Genomic DNA, 19,609 nt, shown 5'->3' with positions numbered 1-19,609 from the left:
AACTAGGCTTCAATTAGTCGACGGCGATATTCGCTAGCGAGATAAATAAATCCACCAAGAATTGCCCAGCCAATTACCATGTGGAGCCAATCAATCTGCGTGAAGCCATAGCTGATCATGCCCCATGCATCGATTTTTGTGTTGCTCATGATCCAAACTTCTGGGTCGAATGACACATCGTCTTCGCCAACCATTTCCAAACGGAATTGGATAAACCGCAATATTTGGCTTTCATAAGCAAGGTCGCGGATGTTGATCACACGTTCTAGGAGAACAGCAAGCGCCGGGATTACGAAGAATAGTGGAATGCTCCAACGCTTGAACAATGTGCCCAAAAATGCTGCCCAGCCAAAGATTGGTGCGTACCATAATAGTGCGATCAGTGCATAGAATGAGCCAACCAAAAGTACTTGAATGTAGCTGTTGATGAATTGCATGATGCTCGGCGCTGTGTAGAAAACAACAACCATGTCAATCACTTGCGCAAAGACATAAGCGATAACGCCGGTTACCATGACCCAAAAGCCAATGGCGAGTGGGAATATTGTGTAGCCCGACAAGACCTTCGATCCAAGAATTTCTAGATCGCTTTTTGGCATCGATTTCCAGAACAACATGGAGTTGTTGCGGCGATCCGAGTGGAAAGCGTCGGAAAAATAGAAGAACAGCGCAATGAGCATATACATGGCCCACAACAAAAATGTTGCCATGAAAGTGACTTCATAAAACAGCACGCTGCCAGGCATTTCACCGGCTTCTGCCGCAAATTCTGGTTGGTTCATCAGAATTGCAATGGCCAGTACTGTTGTTACGACCAGCGTGATAATTGCTGGCGCATACAAGAATGCGCCGCGGTGTTCTAAGAATTCTCGTTTGACGAGGGCGACCCAAGATCTCATATCATTTCTCCTTGGTGAGCCGTGTCGCGCTGCATTAGAGCGACGAATAGATCGGAAACAGTGGGAATTGTAACGTCGCCCATTGTGCTTAGTTTTTCATGGTCGACACCGTCAAAAATCATGATGTTTTGACCAAATTTGGTTTCTTCAAATACTGGCTTGAGCTTCTTAGCGTCTTCCAGAAAGTCAGGATGGACGACAAGTTGAGCGTATCGTTCGCCAACTTCCTCCATTGGGCTGTCCAAAACCAGATGTCCATCGCGGATAAACATCAGATCTGTCAGCATAAATTCTATTTCGTCCACCTGGTGGGTGGTGATCAAAAGCGTGCGTTCTTCGTTCATATAGTCTTCAAGCAATCGCTTATAGAAGCGTTTGCGGTAGGTGATGTCCAAACCAAGGGTTGGTTCATCTAAGACTAGAAGCCGAGCATCGATCGCCATGACGACAGCAAGGTGCAGCTGAGCGACCATACCTTTTGATAGATTTTTAATCTTTGCATCAGCGCGGATGTCCGTTCCGTGAAGAAATCCATTTGCCTTCTCCCTAGAGAAATTTGGGTGAATCTCGTCGAGCAAATCGAAGAGCTCACGAACGCGCAAAAAGCGGGGTAGACTGGCGACATCAGAAATGAACGCAACGTCATTCATCAGCGCAGCACGTTGGGCATAAGGATTTTTGCCCAATACAGTAATGTCACCTTCGCAATCGGTTAGCCCCAAAAGCGCGTTTAATGTTGTGGTTTTGCCCGCACCATTGTGGCCAATAAGACCCACGATGCGACCTGGTTCAATTTGAAAATCCAGACCATGCAAGATTTCCTTTTTGCCAAACCCTTTGCGTAGTGCCGAGGCTTTAACGAGGGGAGTTGGGTTGGTCATTTTTTGCCCTCTTCTTTCAATAACTCTTTGATATCAAGGTCTAATGCCTTGATTTGGGTAACAATTCGGGGCCATTCTTCGGTGAGAAATTTCTCACGCTCGTGTTTAAGCAATATTTCGCGTGCGCCTTCAGCAACGAACATGCCGAGCCCTCTTCGTTTCTCTACGACACCGAGTTCAACAAGTGACTGATACGCCTTTGTGACCGTCAGTGGGTTCACTGATAGGTCCATGGCGATCTGTCGAACTGAAGGAAGTGATTCACCCTCAGCTGCTGTTTTGCTCAGGATAAGGGCAATGATGCGTGTCCTTATTTGAACAAAGATCGGTTGTGTTTCATTGAATTGATTCATGTGTCTCACTCATTTAGTGTGCTACAGTAGTAACACACCAAATCAGGATTGCAACAGGAAATTGCAAGGGCAAGGCAAAAAATAATTTGGCAGGTGCGAAAATTGCGCCGGGAAATTGCTGCGGAAATGGTCAAAAACGGCTGAAAACCGTTGACTTTAGGGGTGAAGAGCGGTACATCCGCGCCACTTGATGACTCTATTTGAGTGATTAGGGGCACCCGAGACTGTCGGTTTTCATGAGGGACAAAGCGATTTGGCCCGCCGGAAACGGTTTGATGTGTTTTTCGCACAGTCTGTCAGGTTTGTTGAATCAAAGGTTCAGGAAATCAAAGGAGGGCGCTGTAACTAAAGAGAAAACAAAAAGGAAAAGCGATGTCAAAACGTCATTCGCAGAAGTACAAAATTGACCGCCGTTTGGGCGAAAACATCTGGGGTCGTCCTAAGAGCCCAGTTAACCGTCGCGAATATGGCCCAGGTCAGCACGGTCAGCGTCGTAAAGGCAAATTGAGTGACTTTGGTCTTCAGTTGCGCGCTAAGCAGAAGCTTAAAGGCTACTACGGCAACATGACCGAGAAAGCATTTAAGCGTGTTTATGGCGAAGCTACACGTCTTCGTGGTGATACAGGTGAATTGCTAATCGGCTTGTTGGAGCGTCGTTTGGATGCGGTTGTATACCGTGCGAAATTTGTGCCAACAGTTTTTGCTGCTCGTCAGTTTGTGAACCACGGCCATGTGCTTGTTAACGGCAAACGCGTCAATATCCCATCTTACCGTTTGAAAGTTGGAGATGTTGTTGAAGTTCGTGAAAAATCAAAGCAGCTCGCTCTTGTGTTGGAAGCAACACAATTGGCAGAGCGCGATGTTCCAGACTATTTGGACGTGAGCCACGACAAGCTAACAGTTTCTATGACACGTGTACCGACTTTGTCAGACGTGCCATATCCGGTTCAAATGGAACCAAACCTTGTTGTGGAATTCTACTCTCGCTAATCGAGACGAGCACAACTCAAGAGATTTTAAGGCCGCCCAATGGGCGGCCTTTTTGTTTAGGGATTGAATGGATCAAACCGGCGATTTTGGCAGAGGCGAATCCTTTGGGATTTCGGCTTCGAATTTGCGCAAACGCTTGTAAACGGACATCAGCTTGATGATTGCCGGCCAAGAGTCGACAAGGTATTGCAGGGAGCTTTCTACCCGCCCAAACGCGTTTGCCACTTGTTGATAGATTCCAAGTGTAATCGCTCCGGCCAAAATCGATGGACCTAACGCGATGAGAGTTATGAAGTTCGAAGCCTGATTGTAAGTCGAGCGTACCAAGTTGAAATAGAGGTAGTGGAAGTACAGTTTGAAATAGTTTTTCTGCACGTCGGCATATAACTCTTTGATGGTTTTCGGTTGCGCTCTGTCTTCATGGTCTTCTGCGTACACGAGTTCTTTGCGATAGGCTGCCTCAACTTTTTGATTGTTGAACTCTAGTCCCGGCAATTTGATGCCTACGGCGGCAAGAACGACAGTACCAAATGATGCGGATATGAGTGCGACCCAAACAAGGGACCCAGGAACTTCGCCAATCAATGGCAATGCTGTGATCTGTTGGGAAAGTCCCCAGAGAATAGGTAGGAAAACTGCAAGTGTCATCATTGCATAGACGAAGTTTACGCCGAGCGATTCAACTCCGTCAGCGAACCGCATTGCATCTTCCTGCACACGCTGTGACGCGCCTTCAATATGCCTAAGATGCGGCCAGAAATTCATGTAGTAGAAGTTCATAGCGGTACGCCAGCGAAAGACATAGTGGCTCGTTATGAAATTGATCAACACAATCAAAAGAATGTTTGGCGCCGCAACATAGGCTACGAATATCAGGTTCCCCCAATAGTCTTCAGGGGCAACACTGCCTGGGCTGGTAAGGGCAGTTTGCAGGAGATTAAAGAAGTCGCCGTACCAATCGTTTAGCCATGCCTGTACCTGCACGTTTGCGAACAGCATCAAGATAATCGTTGCTGAGCCGACAACCGACCACCAGTACCATCTGTGCCTTTGGATAAAGTACCAGGGCACGCAAAACAGATACACACCCATGACCACATATTGATATAGCCATGCTTTTTGGTTGGTTAGAAAGGGCGTTGAATCATCGCCTGCATTTGGGGTTATTAGCGGATCGAGACTGATCACGCTTTGCAGTGCTGGTCCAGCAGTGAACCAAATCAAAAAACAGATTGCTGTCCAGATGACTGCGGAGCCAAAAAACACCTTTGGCATTGGAAAGAATGATCGAAACACAAGCTACCTCCCATTTGTGGTTCGTTTGTGAGTGTCATCCTTCCTTCATATTCCAAAAGACGCAAGCAAATACCTGAATCTATTAATATGTTAATGAAAATGCATGGCTTTTTGAGGTTCAAAAATGCGTGATAGATAAAAAGCGGTCTATTTGTTTCCAGTTTTTTCACTCTATTTAAATAAGAGTTTTGTTATTAACCGTATCGAAGCGATGTCTATGCGCATACTGGTGGACAACAATGGCGTAAAAAACGCTCATTGATCGTGGTAGGGAATATTAATGCGAATTGGATTTGATGATCTTATGGACCGGATCCCCGGTCCCCCGACGAAAAAGTGGCCTGACGGTGTCTGGTTCGCTCGGGCGTTCGCAAGTGATACCCTGTCGGTTCAGCTCTATACGCCAAAGTCCGGCATGTATCCGGTTCCGCCCGGGGTTCACATCATTTACATTGTTATGCGTGGCCGCGCCCATCTTAAGGTGGGCAACAAGAAGCATGACATGCAGCCAGGCGATGTGGTGCCAATTGGCGTCGATGTTGTGCATGAGTTCGAAAACTTCACCAAGGATTTTGCGACCTATGTGATTTTCTGGCGTTCGCTGGAAGATCTGCGCAACATGAAGTTGAAAGAGCAGCAACAAAAAAGTGTTGCCTAAAGACGCGCTGTCTTGCCCCTTTTCAAAAGCAACTAAACAACGTATCGCTGCACCCACAAAAAAAATTGGGACAGTGTTGAACCATGACAAATGCGCAGCAGCAAATTGGCGATGAATTCACCAATCTGTATCGCGATATTCCACAGAGCGTTGAATTCAAGAAACTGCGCAAACGCTTGCTGCGGCAAACGCGTGAGGCATTGAACCAGTTTGGAATGGTGGAAGAGGGTGCGCGCTGGTTGGTTGCACTTTCCGGCGGCAAAGATTCCTACAGCTTGCTGGCACTTCTGATGGATTTGAAAGCCCAGGGCTTGCTACCTGTTGAGCTTGTGGCGTGCAATTTGGATCAAGGGCAGCCGGGCTTTCCCCAGCATATTTTGCCTGACTATTTGAACCAACTGGGCATTGAACACCATATTGAGTATCGTGACACCTATTCGATAGTGAAAGAAAAGGTGCCAACCGGCGCGACTTACTGTGGCTTATGCTCTCGTTTGCGACGCGCCAATCTTTATCGCATTGCGCGCGAGAAAGGATGCTTATCAGTTGTGCTCGGACACCATCGAGATGATATCCTTGAAACGTTTTTGATGAATATGTTCCATGGTGGACGGATGGCAGCGATGCCGCCCAAGCTTCTCAATGATGATGGTGACCTTACTTTGTTGCGCCCTTTGAGTTATTGCGCTGAGGACGATCTGCAAAAATTCTCTGACGCAATGCAGTTTCCTATCATTCCGTGCAACCTTTGCGGTTCGCAAGACGGATTGCAGCGCGTGATGACGAAGAAAATGCTTGCGGACATGGAAAAGGCTGACCCAGGGCGCAAGGACCGGATGATGCTCGCCTTGGCCAACATCAACCCTTCACACATGCTCGATGCGCAATTGTTTGATTTTGCTGAGCTCACGCCCGCAAAAATCTAACTATTGCGCTGGCATGGCCGCTTGGAAACGTTCGGATCGTTTTTCGCTAATCGGAATATGCAATGCGGTGGCCGCTAGACCGAGTAGAATGCCGAGATACCAAACAAGGTCATATGAACCTGTGCGGTCGAACACGATGCCGCCTAGCCACACCCCAAAGAACGAACCAACTTGGTGGGATAGAAAAGCAAAGCCATAGAGCATGCCCATATACTTCGGGCCGAAGAAGCCTGAAACCAGTGCCGCAGTTGGCGGGACCGTTGCTAGCCACAGCAAGCCGGTGAACGCGGCGAACAAATAGGCTGAAACTTCGCTGACTGGAATCAGCAGGAACAAGCCCGTGACCACGACGCGCGAGAGATAGATGGAAGCGAGCAATAGCTGTTTTGGCACCTTTCCGCCTAAATAGCCAGCGCCGAGCGAGCCCACAATGTTGAATAGACCGATAAGCGCCAGCGCCCAGCTGCCAACATCTGGCGAAAGGCCACACTGCACCAAATAAGCGGGCATGTGCACCGTGACGAAAGCAAGGTGGAAGCCACAAACGAAAAATCCCGCAACAAGTAGATTGTAAGAACGATGCTTGAATGCCCGTCGCAGCGTTTCAACAACGGAGAGGTCTTCGGTGTCTTCGGCGGAATGCTCGGTTTTGCCTTTCAGCGCAAACGATAAGGGCAAGATCAGCATCAGAACTGCGGCAAAGTAAATCAGCGTCGTTTGCCAGCCGAAGGAATTGATGAATTGCTGCCCGATTGGAGCGAACACAAACTGACCGGCTGACGAGGCGGCTGTGGCAATACCGAATACAAAGCTGCGTTTTTCTGCAGGCACCGCACGACCAAACGCGGCCATTACAACGGCGAAAGACGCCGTGCCTATGCCAATGCCAGCAAGGACACCACCACCAAGATAAAGGCTTGCTTCAGTTCCACCAAGTGCCATTAACAGCAGGCCCGCGGCATAGATCAGTGCGCCCGCGGACAGCGTTTTGGCGGTGCCATATCGATCTGCCATGCCGCCAGCGACTGGCTGTATGAGGCCCCATACAAGGTTTTGAATCGCTAGGGCGAGGCCGTAGACTTCGCGACCCCAACCAAACTCAGCGGTAACGGGCAGGGTGAATAGCCCAAATGTTGAGCGCACCCCAAATGAAGCCATCGCGATGAAACAGCCTGCGACAATAATGATTGGCAGCGCTACGCTAGCTGCGGATTTGGAGTTTGTCATGGTTCTCACCCTATCAAAAGCGGTTGCTGACGGTAGCGCTGGGGCGCGTCAGCCACAAATCAATTTATCGAATTGAGCCATCAATAAATCAGATGGGGTCGTGATGCGCTTGGAATAAAGTGCCATTTTCGGCAATTAGAACAAGTATCACACTGATGGAGCCAAAAATCAGATAGCCGAGGGCGATTGGCAGCACTGTGCCGTCATATGATTGGCCAATCAACGTGCCCAACAGCGCGCCACCTGCGGTTTGCATGAAGCCAAATACAGAAGCTGCCGTGCCAGCAACTTTGCCTAATGGCTCCATGGCCAGCGAGTTAAAGTTTGTCCCCGTTAGGCCAAACAGGAACATGATTGGCGCTTGCAGAGCGATGAACAACCAAAGGGGTAGCGCATCAAAATAGGCTAGCACCGACCAAACTGCGCTTAAGGCGACAAAGCCTAGCAAGGCGGCATGTGAAAGCAAACGCATGCCAAATCTGCCCACAAATTGCGAGTTCACGAAAGATGCGCTGGCCATCACTAGAGCAATGAAGCCAAATGCGACGGGGAACAATGCGCCAAGTTCGTATAGTTCGCCATAGATTTGTTGCGACGCTGTTAGGAAGCCAAAGAGTGCGCCGATTTTCACCATATTGGCCAAGCCGTACATTAGCGCAGATCTGTTGGTGAACACGATCCTGAACCCGTCAATCACCACATCTGGTCGGTATGCGCGGCGATTTTCTGGCTTTAGAGTTTCGGGCAAACGGAATGTCACCCAAACTAAGGCAACAAGCGCGATTGCGGCCATGGCGATGTAGATCCATTGCCATGGGCCGACCATAATAATCAACTGCCCAAACGCTGGTGCCAAAACGGGCATAACCATAAAGACCATCATAATCAGCGACATGACCTCTGCCATCGCGCGGCCCGAGAAACTGTCTCGAACCATGGACAGCGCAACGACGCGCGTTGCACCCGCGCCGATGCCTTGAATGACACGCATGGTAATCATGGCTGCAAAACTTTCAGTCATTGAACCTAGAACCGCTGCGATAATGTAAATCGTTACGCCGATGAAAAATGTTTTGCGCCGTCCTATGGCGTCGCAAAGCGGACCAAAGAACAGTTGGCTGATGCCAAAGCCAATGAGAAAACTTGTGATCACATATTGCCGATGATTCTCGCTAACGACCGCGATTGCATCGCCAATGTCTGGCAAGGCTGGCAGCATAATATCGATGGCCAGCGCGTTGAGCGCCATGACCAGGGCAGCTAGCGCGATGAACTCGTATCGGTTGTTGGTGATGTCTAGTTTTGCGATTTTCATTTATGCTCCAGAGAACCGTCGGCGCAGCCGCAAGATTGGCGGCTGTTGGTTGGGCTTGATTGATCTGTCGGTAAGTGCAGGGCCGCTAGGGTAAGTGGCGCACATCAATATGTCTTGTTGGATAATGTCAGGCGAAAACGGCCTTGGCAATAGGTTTGACCAATTTTGAACTATCGTTGACACCCGCATAGTATGGGCGTAGCGATATAAAACCTGCCAATTTCCTAGCCCCATTTGTCACTGAAGGAAGCCCCATGCTCACCGCATTCGAGAATATTTTGCCAATTTTTGCGCTGGTTATGATTGGTTTTGGCTTACGCAAAAGCAATTTTGTCGAAGCAGATAAATGGCAAATTGTTGATGAATTGTGCTTTTGGGTGCTGTTTCCTGCGCTGCTCGCGCATACTTTGATCAAAGCGGATTTTAGCCAAATACAGCTTGGTGCCGTCACAATTGTAATGTTGATGGCAGTCTTTCTGACGACTATTTTGTTGCTCGGGTTACGCGCGGTTTTGCGCGCCGTGTGGGGAACAAAAGACCCTCAATATACGACAATATTTCAAACAGTTAGCCGATATCACGGCTTTATCGCGCTTGCGATTGTGCTCGAGTTATTTGGTGAGGCGGGTGCAGCTGTTATCGCGCTTTCATTTGCCGTTTTGGTGCCGATCAATCAATTCATTAATATCGTTGTTTTGGTGGTTTATAATGGCAAGGGCGATTTCAGCGTCAAAAACGTCGCGGTGACCGCCTTTAAGAATCCAATCTTTATGGCTGCAGTTGCTGGGTTGTTGATCAGTTTGTTTGGCATTCCCATTTGGAAACCCGCTGTGACCATGTTGGACCTGTTGGGCAAGGCCGCGTTGGGTCTCAGTTTGTTGGCGCTTGGCGCTGGTCTGAGCCTGAAGGCTGCGCTTAGCCCGAGTAAAGAAATGTGGGTTGGTGTGCTTGGCCGTTTGATCGGCATTCCAACTTTGACCGCAGGTTTGTGTTTGATCTTTGGCGTTTCCGGGCTCTCTGCGCAAGTGATGCTGATCCTTGCGTCGGTGCCAGCTGCTATGAATGGGTATGTATTGGCAAAGAAGATGGGTGGTGACGCAGAACTTTACGCTTCGACGCTGACGGTGCAGACCGTATTGTCGTTCCTCACGGTGCCGATTGCAATTTGGGTAGGTGAAGTTTACTTCGCTTAGTTTGCGGGTTCAGCCTGCACTTCTTTTGGTTTTGACAAGAGCATTAGCGTAAATGCAATCACACCGCACAGCGTAAATCCTAGTGTGACCGGCAATATTGTGCCGTCATAGAAATAGCCGATGCCCGCGCCGACGGCAGCGCCACCAGCTGTTTGGAAAAAGCCGATGGTCGACGATGCTGTTCCAGCAACTTTGCCTAATGGTTGCATAGCGCATGTGATTTGGTTGGTTCCAGCAAAGCCAAAACACAACATCAATGGTTGATGAAAGGCGATAAACATCCACAACGGTAATATGCCGATTTGCCATGCCGTTGCGCTCCAAAGAGCGGCGAGAATGGCAAAGCCAAGGGTTGCCGAAATGGCTATCCTTTCGGGGCCAAATTTCCTTACAAGCCTTGAGTTGATCAGCGAAGCAATTGCCAAGCTGGATGCAGTGAATGCGATCATGAGCGGGTAGAGCACGCCAAGATCGTAAATGTTCAAATAGATCAATGGCGAAATGCCCAGAAATCCAAGTACAGTGCCCAACAAGAACATGTTCGCTAGCGTTTGCGAAATTGCGTATCTGTGTCTCAGCACCAAGGAAAAGCTTGTTGCAACCGATTGAAGTGAAAAGCTTTTCCTTTTGTCTGGTGGCAGCGTCTCTGGAAGTCTGAAATAGGCCCAGCATAGGGTGATTATTGCCATGGCGGCCATGAACAAAAATGTGAAATGCCACGTGCTCACTATGATTATGACTTGCCCCAAACTTGGGGCGATTATGGGCATTGCCATGAAAATCATCATGATCAATGACATGATTTCCGCCATCGCGCGACCTTCAAACCTGTCTCGGACAATCGAGGTGGCAATGACCCGAGATGCTCCCGCGCCCAACCCTTGGAAAAAGCGTAAGGCCAAAAGGGTGCTGTAGTCAGGCGAAAATGGTGCAACAGCGACGGGCACAAGAAACAGAATGGTGCCGATAAAGACAACGGGTCGACGGCCAATTGAGTCCGATAGCGGTCCATAGAAAAGCTGCGATAATCCGAATCCAACAAGATAGAGCGTCAGCATAAGCTGCTGGTCGTTGTCGCTTTTTGCGCCCAGCTCGTCGCCAATGATCGGCAGGGCAGGCAGCATAATGTCGATCGCAACGGCGTTTAGGGCCATCATCAAAGCGATAAGGACAATAAACTCAACTTTGTTCTTATGTGGATTGAGGTGCATGGGGGCAAAGACTTTAAGGAGGGAGTGCCCCGAAAGTGAATGGCGGGCGCAAAGAGCGCAAGCCCGCCAATTCAGTATTCGTGTAAATTAGCCTTTTGGCATGTCACCATTGATGACATAGGAAAGAATTTGGACCGCTTGCGCTGGTGTTTCGATAACCGCTAGCGCTGCAGCATCGACTTCTTTGAGGGCATGTTGATGATCATCACCATGCATCACAACAAGAGGTGTGCCTGACGCTGCTGCGAACCCAGCATCAAATGCAGCGTTCCACTGTTTGTATTTGTCGCCAAATCTAACAATGACCAAATCGGCTTCTTCTATCAGCGTGCGGGTGCGGATGGCGTTCAGCTTTGCACCCTTGTGGTCGTGCCAAAACTTCTTGTCTTCGGCACCCATAATGGCCACACCGCAATCATCGCTGTCCGCATGATTGGTGTTTGGTGATGAGAACGAAACATTAAGGCCAGCTGCTTCCGCACCAGCCTCAATTTCTTGTCGCCAATCGGTATGAATTTCGCCCGATAGATAGACGTTCCAATGCCGCATTAGCTGGCTTCTTTAACAGTGATGCCATTCGTGGTCATGTGCGACTGCAATTCGCCCGCCTGGAACATTTCGCGGATAATGTCGCAACCGCCAACAAACTCACCTTTGACGTAAAGTTGCGGAATCGTTGGCCAGTTGGTGTAGGTTTTAATGCCTTCGCGCAATTCGTCGCTCTCAAGAACATTGGCGGAAGCATAGTCAACACCAAGATAGTTCAAGATTTGCACAACTTGACCGGAAAACCCGCATTGTGGGAAATCTGGTGAGCCTTTCATGAACAAGAAAACGTCGTTGTTTTTAACTTGCTCTTCGATGAATGCGTTGATGTCGCTCATTGTTTTGTCCTTTTGCGTTCCTTTGATCAAGCAGACGCAAGGGTACGCCGCCCGCAAATGTGAATTTCGTTGTCCACTATTTAAGTGATCAATATTCAATTGTCGAGAATGCTCTCTTCACCTTTTGTTGCACGTGTTTGCAATTGCGCAATGAATGCGTCGATCGCTTGTGGTGAATAGTCGAGCAATTTGCCGATTTTTCTTTCCCAATTGTAGTCTGGCGAAGAATGCCTTTTTGCGACTAGCTCCATGAACTCCTCGACCCGAGCTTCTTCACCCGGAAGGTAGTAAATGGCCGCAACCTCAATAACAGCGCCTTCGCGGATGTTTTCTTTGAACTGCTCATAGAAATTTCGGGTGTAGTCATACCACGCAAATCTGCAAATTACGCCTTCTTCAACATACGGGGCGAACACGTCAATTGGGTCCAGATCAGCAAACCAAGCTAGGCGCTTCTTGCCTTTAAGCATTAGCGACAGTTCGCGGTTTTCGTGTGGCCCTATGAGGTCGGAGTATTCGATTTCGCCCGAGGTCATATCGAAGGCGTTGAGTTTGACGCCGCCGCGCGTATCGTGCGTGACTTCTCTTTCAACTCGATAGCCAAAATGCTCGTAGAACTGGACTGCAGGTGCGCTGGAACTGACTATGATTTTTTCCGGTTGTTTCTGAAACATGTTTATGCAGGCGCGGAAAAAAAGCCGTTTGCCAATGCCGCGCCCCTGATGTTCAGGGGTGACGTAAAGTCCGCATATCTCATTGTCTTTGTAACCACAAAAGGCGAAGGGCTTGTCATTCTCATCAACCGCTATGATGAAGTTTTCACCGCTGGCAGCGCTTTTTGCGTAGCCTTCGCCGGTAAGCCCGTGTGCCCAGCTTTCGCGTTGCTCTTTTGTGTAGAATTCGTCGCTTGTGGCAAGGATAGCGCGCCTGTGCAAAGCTGCCATGTCTTGGCCATCTTCCTCATCCCAAGAGCGGATGATGAAGCCATTGTCCCAAGGGTTCATGCTGTGTTTCATATTTGCGATTCTTTTTGAGGGGGTGGTATGATACGCGCAGTGATCGGCATATCAAATTAGTCTTCGCGACGATTTCGCATGCGCTCTAAAAAGGCTTTTATCGCGTAGCTTGGATAACCTAACAACTCACCCATTTCCAGCTCTTCCGCGCTGTCATATTGCCCTTCAATCATGTGTTTGTGCAAAAGCGCTACAAGTCGGTCTTTTTGGTTTTCAAACTGCGCAAGGTAGTAAATCACCGGGGCAACAGGATTGATGTCCAACTCGCCATTGTCTTGCAGTTGTTGCTTTAGATGATCCGCACGATCCTGCCAAACGAAGCGTTTAACCTCACCTGTTGTTAAATGGGGCCGAAACTGTTCAATTGGGTCACTATCTTCAAAGTAGGCGATGTTCTTCTTGCCTGCTTGCATCAGCTCAACTTCACGACCTGTGTGTGGTGGAGAGGATATTGGGGCCTTCATGTCAAAAACCGGCATAAATGCGCCGCCCCGGGTGATTTCTTCCCGTTCTTGCAAGGTGACAAATCCTTGCTTTTCGAAGAAAGCGAGTGCGGTGTAGCTGGTGGTCAACGTGATTTGCGCCGGGCGTCCTTTCAACAATTCGTCAATGGCCTTGTTATAAAGGGCTGTGGCAACACCTTTGCGCTGGTGGTCTGGTGCTACAAATATTGCGGTGATCTCATACCCACGAAAACCGCAGAAGCCTATTGGGTTTTCGCTGTCATCGAGCGCGACGTGGAATACTTCTCCGTCTTCTGCTGAATGAATATATCCCTCGGGGATAAGGCCCGTTGCCCAGCTTTTCCTGGTGCTTTCGTCATAAAACTTGTCGGGAACCGCAAGAATCGCGGCACGGTGAATATCGGGCAACTTTACCCAATGATCATCAGCAATTGGGACAATTTTTATAGTCATTTTCTCCAAATCTGTTTCGCTTGCGGAAAATGAAGAATGCTATTTTTTGAATAAAGTCTAAGTACGATTCGAATCCTCGCTCGGGTTCAGCATCTATCTTTTTTTGCTAAACGTCAAAGAGCACAGACTTGCGGACGGCGTGGACAGATCGATTTCTGCACTTTTTGTCCCAGCTCCTCGGTAAGGATAGGAGTTCAGGATCGCGTGTTACTCTAGTTGCTCTTTGACCCAAGGGTGGCTGAAGAAGTCGTTTTCCGTGAGGAAATGTACGCCCTCCCAACCATGATTAGTCGCAGCTTCAACATTGCCTTTGCTATCGTCAAAAAACAATGGGGCAGTGCTTTGGTCGCCAAGCAGCGCAGTCACCTTTTCAAAGTAAGCTGGGTCCGGCTTTTTGCAGCCTAATCTTGCGGAGTAAAACATGTCATCAAATATGTGACTTAACTTGAGCTCGTGCCATAAAAAGAATGCGCGCAAGTGTTCCTGATTGGTGACAAGATAGAGCTTCACATCGGCTTTGCGCTGGAGTTGTTTTATGCCGTCGAGTAGGGGACGGTTCAGCGGCGTGTCGTTTTTAAACCAGTATTCCAAGAGGTCGAGGCTGTTGACATGTTCTGCGCCTATTGTAGGCAGAAATTCGTCCAAAGCTGCCACGATAGAGCGTTCACCCGTGGCTACACCTTGATAGTTGGTTTGGAAGAACTTTTTGAAGTCTTCTACGGCGATGCCAAAATCCATCTCCAGATGCTGTTTCCAGTTTCGAATTCGGGAGGCATCTGGATGGAATAGGGAGTGGATGAGCACGCCATCCACATCAAAAAGGACGGCACGCACCGAAATTATTCCGGTGCGTTGGTTTTAAGAGCGAGGGCGTGCAACGCGCCGCTATCTAACACTTCTTTTAGCGCAGCATTGACCATTTGGTGCTGCTGCACGCGGGTTTTGCCTTTGAACGCATCTGCAACAACAGTTGCTGTATAGTGATGACCATCGTCAGTTTCCGCATGCACATCTGCGCCGGGGATTGCTTCGGTGATCAAGCGTTCAATTTCTGCGGTGCCAATAGACATAAATTGCCTTTTCCCTTTGATTTTTTGCGTTGCAGCTACTGCGCTGCTTCCGCCGTCATGTAGTCAGGGAACCAGCTTTCGTGTGCTACACGCATATCTGTTACCTTCAGGCTTAACGCATCGCCAAACATCAAGCGGTCTCCGCCAACTGTTCCCAATTGGACGATGGTGACATTTTGCTCAGACGCGCGCGCCAGAATTGAGTCGATATTAGCAGAATTAGCTGTAATGCAATAGCGCGCTTGGTCTTCTCCAAACAAAGTTTGTAGATCTGTGCTAACATTTATTGTCGCACCCAAATTGCCTGCAATCGACATTTCTGCCAAAGCAACCGCCAGCCCACCATCTGATAGGTCATGCGATGCAGTTAGCAGCTCGGCATCGATCAAGCCGCGTACGAATGCACCGTTCTTTGCTTCTTCGTCCAAGTCAACTTTTGGCGCGTCACCTTCAATCCGTCCAAGGCAGTCGCGCAAAAATGCAGACTGACCAAGATGGGTGCCATTTTTGCCAATCAAAAGAATCACATCGCCTTCGTTTTTGAAGCTTTGAGTCATCATTTTTGACCAATCGGCCATCAAGCCGACGCCGCCAATGGCAGGGGTTGGCAGAATGCCAATACCGTTTGTTTCGTTGTACAAGGACACGTTTCCAGAAACGATTGGGAAGTCGAGTGCGCGGCACGCATCGCCAATGCCCAAAATTGATTGGGCGAACTGTTCCATGATTTCAGGCTTTTCTGGATTGCCGAAATTGAGGTTATCAGTTGAAGCCAAAGGAAGGGCACCCACTGCCGATAGATTACGCCAGCATTCAGCGACTGCTTGCTTGCCACCTTCGCGCGGATTTGCTTCACAATAGCGCGGGGTCACGTCCACTGAAAAGGCGAGGGCCTTTTTGCCGTCTGCGCCTTCAACGCGTACCACACCGGCGTCACCGCCTGGGATTTGCACCGAGTTGCCTTGGATGAGCGTATCATACTGTTCCCAGACCCAGCGGCGAGATGCGCCATTGGCATTGCCAATTAGCGTCATAAGTGACGCAGCAGGGTCAATATCGGCTGGAATATCACCAAGGGCCGGAGGCGCTGGATATTCAGAACGAGGACGATCATATTCTGGTGCTTCGTCGCCAAGATCTTTAATTGGCAAGTTTGCCACTTCCATGCCGTCATAAATACAGCGGAAGCGCAAATCGTCGGTTGTTTTGCCAACGATTGCGAAATCCAATTCCCATTTTTCAAAGACAGCTTTGGCGATATCTTCTTTTTCGGGGTCAAGAACCATCAACATGCGTTCTTGGCTTTCGGACAACATCATCTCGTATGGTGTCATGTTTTCTTCGCGCGTTGGCACATCGTTGAGGTTCAATTCAACACCAAGGTTGCCTTGTGCGCCCATTTCAACAGCCGAGCAGGTAAGACCAGCTGCGCCCATGTCTTGAATGGCGATCACCGCGCCGGTGGCCATCAATTCAAGGCATGCTTCTAGCAAGCATTTCTCAGTGAACGGGTCACCAACCTGGACGGTTGGGCGCTTTTCATCAATGTCATCGCCAAATTCAGCAGAAGCCATTGTAGCGCCGCCAACGCCATCACGGCCGGTTTTGGCACCAAGATATACGATGGGCAGACCAACGCCTTTTGCGGCGCACAAGAAGATTTTGTCGGTGTCCAACAGACCAGCAGCAAACGCGTTTACCAGGATGTTGCCATTGTAGCGCGGGTCAAATTCAACTTCGCCGCCAACTGTGGGTACTCCGAATGAGTTGCCGTAGCCGCCAATACCTTCAACAACGCCGGATACAAGGTGGCGGGTTTTCTCGTGCTCTGGTGCACCAAAGCGCAGAGCGTTCATCGCAGCGATTGGGCGTGCGCCCATGGTGAACACGTCGCGAAGAATACCGCCGACGCCGGTTGCTGCGCCCTGATATGGTTCAATGTAGGATGGGTGGTTGTGGCTTTCCATTTTGAAAGCAACTGCCTGCCCGTCACCAATATCAACAACACCAGCGTTTTCACCTGGTCCATGGATTACTCGGTCACCTTTGGTCGGCAAAGTCTTGAGCCAGATCTTTGACGACTTGTAGGAACAGTGTTCGTTCCACATTGCAGAAAAAATGCCAAGTTCGGTGTAGGTTGGTTCGCGACCAATCAGTTCGAGGATTTTTGCATATTCCTCATCATTAATGCCGTGTTCAGCGATAAGGTCTTTGGTGATTTCGATGTCGATATTCTTGAGCATTTATGCCACCGCTTTCACAAGGCTTTCAAAGATGAAACGGCCTTGGATGCCGCCATGCGCTTTTTCAATCAGGTTTTCAGGGTGTGGCATCATGCCAAGCACATTGCCGCGCTTATTGAGTATGCCTGCGATATTGTCGATTGACCCGTTTGGATTTGCCGCTTGCGATGTGTTCCCATCCGCATCGCAATATCTAAATGCAATCCGATCATTATCCTGCAATTCTTTCAAACCGTCTGGATCAACTTGATAGTTGCCATCATGATGGGCAATCGGGCAGGGGAACACTGGTGCTTCAGCATATTGGTTGGTGAATGCGCTTGTTGTGTTTTCTGCCTTTAGATGGATTGTCTTGCATAGGAATTTCAAATCGCGATTGCGCATCAGCGCGCCGGGGAGCAGACCCGCTTCAGTGAGGATTTGAAAACCGTTGCAAACACCCAATGTCAAACCGCCAGCGTCTGCGTGCTTCTTCACTTCGGCAAGTGCTGGGGACCGTGCTGCGATGGCGCCTGCGCGCAAATAGTCGCCATAGGAAAAGCCGCCAGGTACGACCACCAGGTCGACTTTGGGCAATTCGGCGTCACCGTGCCAAATAGCATGTGGCTTGTGTCCGGTGATTTTTTCTAATGCGGCAAGCATATCCCGGTCGCGGTTCAGACCAGGAAAGAGAATCACAGCTGATTTCATGTTCAGTCCCCATTGGGTGTTGAGTGCTGGATTGGGCGTGGCATGACGTAAAAAAAGGCGACGGCCACTTTTGCCCTTCTTTGACGGAAAACTGAGGTAAAAAGCAAGAGGCCCAGCGGTGTGCTGAGCCTCTTTTTTTGCTTTTATGACATTTTATTGATCGGTTATTCTGCGGGCGCACCATATTTGATTGAATGGTCAGATTTTTTGCCGTTTTGAGACAGTGTTGCCCATTGCGGTCTGTTGAACAAAAAGCCGCCAAATCCGACCTTTTGAATGACCCAATAACCGGCAAGCGGCACAATCAGTGCAATGATCATGGTCACTGCGCTCAACATGGTGGTGTCAGAAATTAGCCCGAGTTTCACCAATGCCAAACGTGAGAATCCAAGTGGAATAACGAAGGCGACATAGATTGCCAAGGAACGCTGGCCAATTAATGTGAGCCAGCCCATCCATTTTGCCTTCGAGAGCAATCCAGCTAGAACACACAGCGCAATTGAGCCTGACAGTGCGAGTGCAAACTCGAGCAATGGGTTTTCTGCCAATCCCATGGTGAAATGCCCAGGCTCAGCCACAAAGCCCGGTGTGAATACCAGAGCACCATTCAACGCTGCCCATGCCAGTAATCCAGTTGTTGCAATAACAGGAGCTGCGATAGCGCGGCTAACGAGTTTGAAGATCACTGGTGCAAGCGCGTAGCCTGCGTAGAAGAACACGAAGTAGCGAGCGAATTGGTCAAACGCATAGCTTGGCGTATCGAACTGCGCCATCGATAGGGCTGCAGCGCCGGCAAATGTCAGCCAATGCGGTATGCGAAGTTCGGTAACAACTTTTGCTGCAATGCCGGTTAGAGCAAGCACGTAGATGAACCACAAAACGCCATAGGGTTGAACCAAAGCCCAAACAAACTGTTGACCGGCTCCAACAGGGTCAGCAGATGCCAATCCAACTTTCAAAATGAGATGGATGGCTGCCCACAAAAGGTAGAAATAGAGGTAGTGAACGACGCGCCGGTCGGCAAACTTAGCCCAAGGGCGTGCGATTACATTTGCGAGGAACAAGCCTGAGATCAGAAAAAACTCTGGCATGCGGAAAGGGGTTGCGAACCCAATAATATAGTGAAATGCACCAACGCCGTTTGTCGCTTCGCCCGCGCCATTGGTGGCGTACAGCATCACCACAAGCAGGATTGATATGCCTTTTGCTGCATCAACCCAATCAAGCCGTTTCGTCTGATCCATTTCAACGCTCCTCATTACATATGCGTTGAATTGAATTTACCAGATTTTAACGATAGGTGCGATCACGAGGATGTGAGAGAGGCAGGTTTTGGTGAGTGTGATTAACGGGTAATCTTAACGCGTAAAACTTTATCGAATTGGTATCTGAAATCTGGTTTAGGCGGGCAAAGTCCCATAGGCGGCGACCCAAATACCCATTGCTAGAAAAAACATAAGAGACAAAGAAATAGATTTTAACATGACAACTCCAACGTGCCCAAAGCCGATGCCTTGAGCATTTAATTCAAATTCATAACAGGAATATTTCAGTTTGGCTGAACGCAAACTGAATGCGTGGTTAATCGCGCAGCTCGATTGAATAGTTTTCAATCACTGTATTGGCAAGAAGCTTTTCGCACATTTTTGCAATCTCTGCTTCTGCTTCTTCTTTTGAAGAGGCATTGACCTTGAGATCAAAGATTTTGCCTTGGCGAACCGCGTCAACACCTTCAAAACCAAGGCTATCAAGTGCGCCTTCGATTGCTTTGCCCTGAGGGTCAAGAACGCCATTTTTTAGGGTGACGAATACACGTGCATTCATTTGATGTACCATTCAA

The 19,609-nt window shown here is 49.1% G+C and carries 21 protein-coding genes; 4 read left to right on the top strand and 17 right to left on the bottom strand.

Going from position 1 to position 19,609, the window contains the following annotated elements; genetic code table 11:
• Positions 1-2 precede the first annotated feature (2 nt).
• The 3 genes from QQL65_RS15250 to QQL65_RS15240 are packed head-to-tail and all read right to left on the bottom strand — an operon-like array spanning position 3 to position 2,133.
• Positions 3-899 (bottom strand): hypothetical protein, encoded by an 897-nt coding sequence (locus tag QQL65_RS15250; protein WP_284365874.1) that lies wholly within the window; start codon positions 897-899, stop codon positions 3-5.
• A complete protein-coding gene (locus QQL65_RS15245) occupies positions 896-1,780 on the bottom strand; it encodes an ABC transporter ATP-binding protein (RefSeq protein WP_284365872.1) in 885 nt (294 codons plus the stop codon). Before QQL65_RS15245 ends, QQL65_RS15250 begins: the two co-directional genes overlap by 4 nt.
• A complete protein-coding gene (locus QQL65_RS15240) occupies positions 1,777-2,133 on the bottom strand; it encodes a GntR family transcriptional regulator (RefSeq protein WP_284365870.1) in 357 nt (118 codons plus the stop codon). Before QQL65_RS15240 ends, QQL65_RS15245 begins: the two co-directional genes overlap by 4 nt.
• 372 nt (positions 2,134-2,505) lie before the next feature.
• On the opposite strand from QQL65_RS15240, the gene rpsD reads away from it, so the two are divergent.
• Positions 2,506-3,123 (top strand): 30S ribosomal protein S4, encoded by a 618-nt coding sequence (gene rpsD, locus QQL65_RS15235; protein ID WP_284365868.1) that lies wholly within the window; start codon positions 2,506-2,508, stop codon positions 3,121-3,123.
• A 72-nt stretch (positions 3,124-3,195) separates the two neighbouring features.
• Here rpsD and sbmA read toward each other — a convergent pair whose 3' ends face one another.
• Entirely contained in the window at positions 3,196-4,419 is a 1,224-nt protein-coding gene (gene sbmA / locus QQL65_RS15230) for a peptide antibiotic transporter SbmA (RefSeq protein ID WP_284365867.1), read from the bottom strand.
• A gap of 280 nt (positions 4,420-4,699) precedes the next feature.
• On the opposite strand from sbmA, the gene QQL65_RS15225 reads away from it, so the two are divergent.
• Both QQL65_RS15225 and ttcA read left to right on the top strand, forming a co-directional pair.
• Complete coding sequence (locus QQL65_RS15225; RefSeq protein WP_284365864.1) at positions 4,700-5,077, top strand: cupin domain-containing protein; 378 nt, start codon at positions 4,700-4,702, stop codon at positions 5,075-5,077.
• An 83-nt stretch (positions 5,078-5,160) separates the two neighbouring features.
• Positions 5,161-6,003 (top strand): tRNA 2-thiocytidine(32) synthetase TtcA, encoded by an 843-nt coding sequence (gene ttcA / locus QQL65_RS15220; protein ID WP_284365863.1) that lies wholly within the window; start codon positions 5,161-5,163, stop codon positions 6,001-6,003.
• Here ttcA and QQL65_RS15215 read toward each other — a convergent pair whose 3' ends face one another.
• Together QQL65_RS15215 and QQL65_RS15210 are read right to left on the bottom strand one after the other, a co-directional pair.
• Entirely contained in the window at positions 6,004-7,230 is a 1,227-nt protein-coding gene (locus tag QQL65_RS15215) for an MFS transporter (RefSeq protein WP_284365862.1), read from the bottom strand.
• Positions 7,231-7,318: 88 nt separating this feature from the next.
• The gene (locus QQL65_RS15210) at positions 7,319-8,545 is read right to left on the bottom strand and encodes a multidrug effflux MFS transporter (protein ID WP_284365861.1); all 1,227 of its coding nucleotides are present in this window, start codon (positions 8,543-8,545) and stop codon (positions 7,319-7,321) included.
• Positions 8,546-8,799: 254 nt separating this feature from the next.
• On the opposite strand from QQL65_RS15210, the gene QQL65_RS15205 reads away from it, so the two are divergent.
• On the top strand, positions 8,800-9,738 hold the full coding sequence (locus QQL65_RS15205; protein WP_284365859.1) for an AEC family transporter: 939 nt from the start codon (positions 8,800-8,802) through the stop codon (positions 9,736-9,738).
• Here the strand turns inward: QQL65_RS15205 and QQL65_RS15200 are convergent.
• The 11 genes from QQL65_RS15200 to purS all read right to left on the bottom strand — a co-directional run bounded on the left by QQL65_RS15200 (position 9,735) and on the right by purS (position 19,593).
• A complete protein-coding gene (locus tag QQL65_RS15200) occupies positions 9,735-10,949 on the bottom strand; it encodes a multidrug effflux MFS transporter (protein WP_284365857.1) in 1,215 nt (404 codons plus the stop codon). The genes QQL65_RS15205 and QQL65_RS15200 overlap by 4 nt on opposite strands.
• An 87-nt stretch (positions 10,950-11,036) precedes the next feature.
• Positions 11,037-11,498: a YtoQ family protein gene (locus QQL65_RS15195; RefSeq protein WP_284365854.1), complete on the bottom strand. Its 462-nt coding sequence runs from the start codon at positions 11,496-11,498 to the stop codon at positions 11,037-11,039.
• On the bottom strand, positions 11,498-11,833 hold the full coding sequence (gene grxD, locus QQL65_RS15190) for a Grx4 family monothiol glutaredoxin (RefSeq protein ID WP_284365851.1): 336 nt from the start codon (positions 11,831-11,833) through the stop codon (positions 11,498-11,500). Before grxD ends, QQL65_RS15195 begins: the two co-directional genes overlap by 1 nt.
• 95 nt (positions 11,834-11,928) lie before the next feature.
• Positions 11,929-12,849, bottom strand: a complete 921-nt coding sequence (locus QQL65_RS15185) for a GNAT family N-acetyltransferase (protein WP_284365850.1) — start codon at positions 12,847-12,849, stop codon at positions 11,929-11,931.
• 56 nt (positions 12,850-12,905) lie between these two features.
• Positions 12,906-13,766: a GNAT family N-acetyltransferase gene (locus QQL65_RS15180; protein WP_284365849.1), complete on the bottom strand. Its 861-nt coding sequence runs from the start codon at positions 13,764-13,766 to the stop codon at positions 12,906-12,908.
• 207 nt (positions 13,767-13,973) lie between these two features.
• On the bottom strand, positions 13,974-14,600 hold the full coding sequence (locus QQL65_RS15175; protein WP_284365847.1) for an HAD-IA family hydrolase: 627 nt from the start codon (positions 14,598-14,600) through the stop codon (positions 13,974-13,976).
• Positions 14,601-14,605: 5 nt separating this feature from the next.
• Positions 14,606-14,836: a BolA family protein gene (locus tag QQL65_RS15170; protein WP_284365846.1), complete on the bottom strand. Its 231-nt coding sequence runs from the start codon at positions 14,834-14,836 to the stop codon at positions 14,606-14,608.
• A gap of 35 nt (positions 14,837-14,871) precedes the next feature.
• Positions 14,872-17,079, bottom strand: coding sequence for a phosphoribosylformylglycinamidine synthase subunit PurL (gene purL / locus QQL65_RS15165; RefSeq protein ID WP_284365845.1), 2,208 nt, complete (start codon positions 17,077-17,079; stop codon positions 14,872-14,874).
• Positions 17,080-17,769 carry a phosphoribosylformylglycinamidine synthase subunit PurQ gene (purQ, locus tag QQL65_RS15160; protein ID WP_284365844.1) on the bottom strand — a complete coding sequence of 230 codons (690 nt, stop codon included), beginning with the start codon at positions 17,767-17,769 and terminating at the stop codon, positions 17,080-17,082.
• 164 nt (positions 17,770-17,933) lie between these two features.
• Positions 17,934-19,013: an acyltransferase family protein gene (locus tag QQL65_RS15155; RefSeq protein WP_284365843.1), complete on the bottom strand. Its 1,080-nt coding sequence runs from the start codon at positions 19,011-19,013 to the stop codon at positions 17,934-17,936.
• A gap of 337 nt (positions 19,014-19,350) precedes the next feature.
• Complete coding sequence (gene purS / locus QQL65_RS15150) at positions 19,351-19,593, bottom strand: phosphoribosylformylglycinamidine synthase subunit PurS (protein ID WP_284365840.1); 243 nt, start codon at positions 19,591-19,593, stop codon at positions 19,351-19,353.
• Positions 19,594-19,609 lie beyond the last annotated feature (16 nt).

Source organism: Maritalea porphyrae, from assembly GCF_030159895.1.
In the GTDB taxonomy this organism is placed as follows: Bacteria; Pseudomonadota; Alphaproteobacteria; order Rhizobiales; family Devosiaceae; genus Maritalea; species Maritalea porphyrae.
The sequence above is the reverse complement of the archived record's forward strand: the minus strand, read 5'-3'. Positions and strand labels throughout refer to the sequence as shown.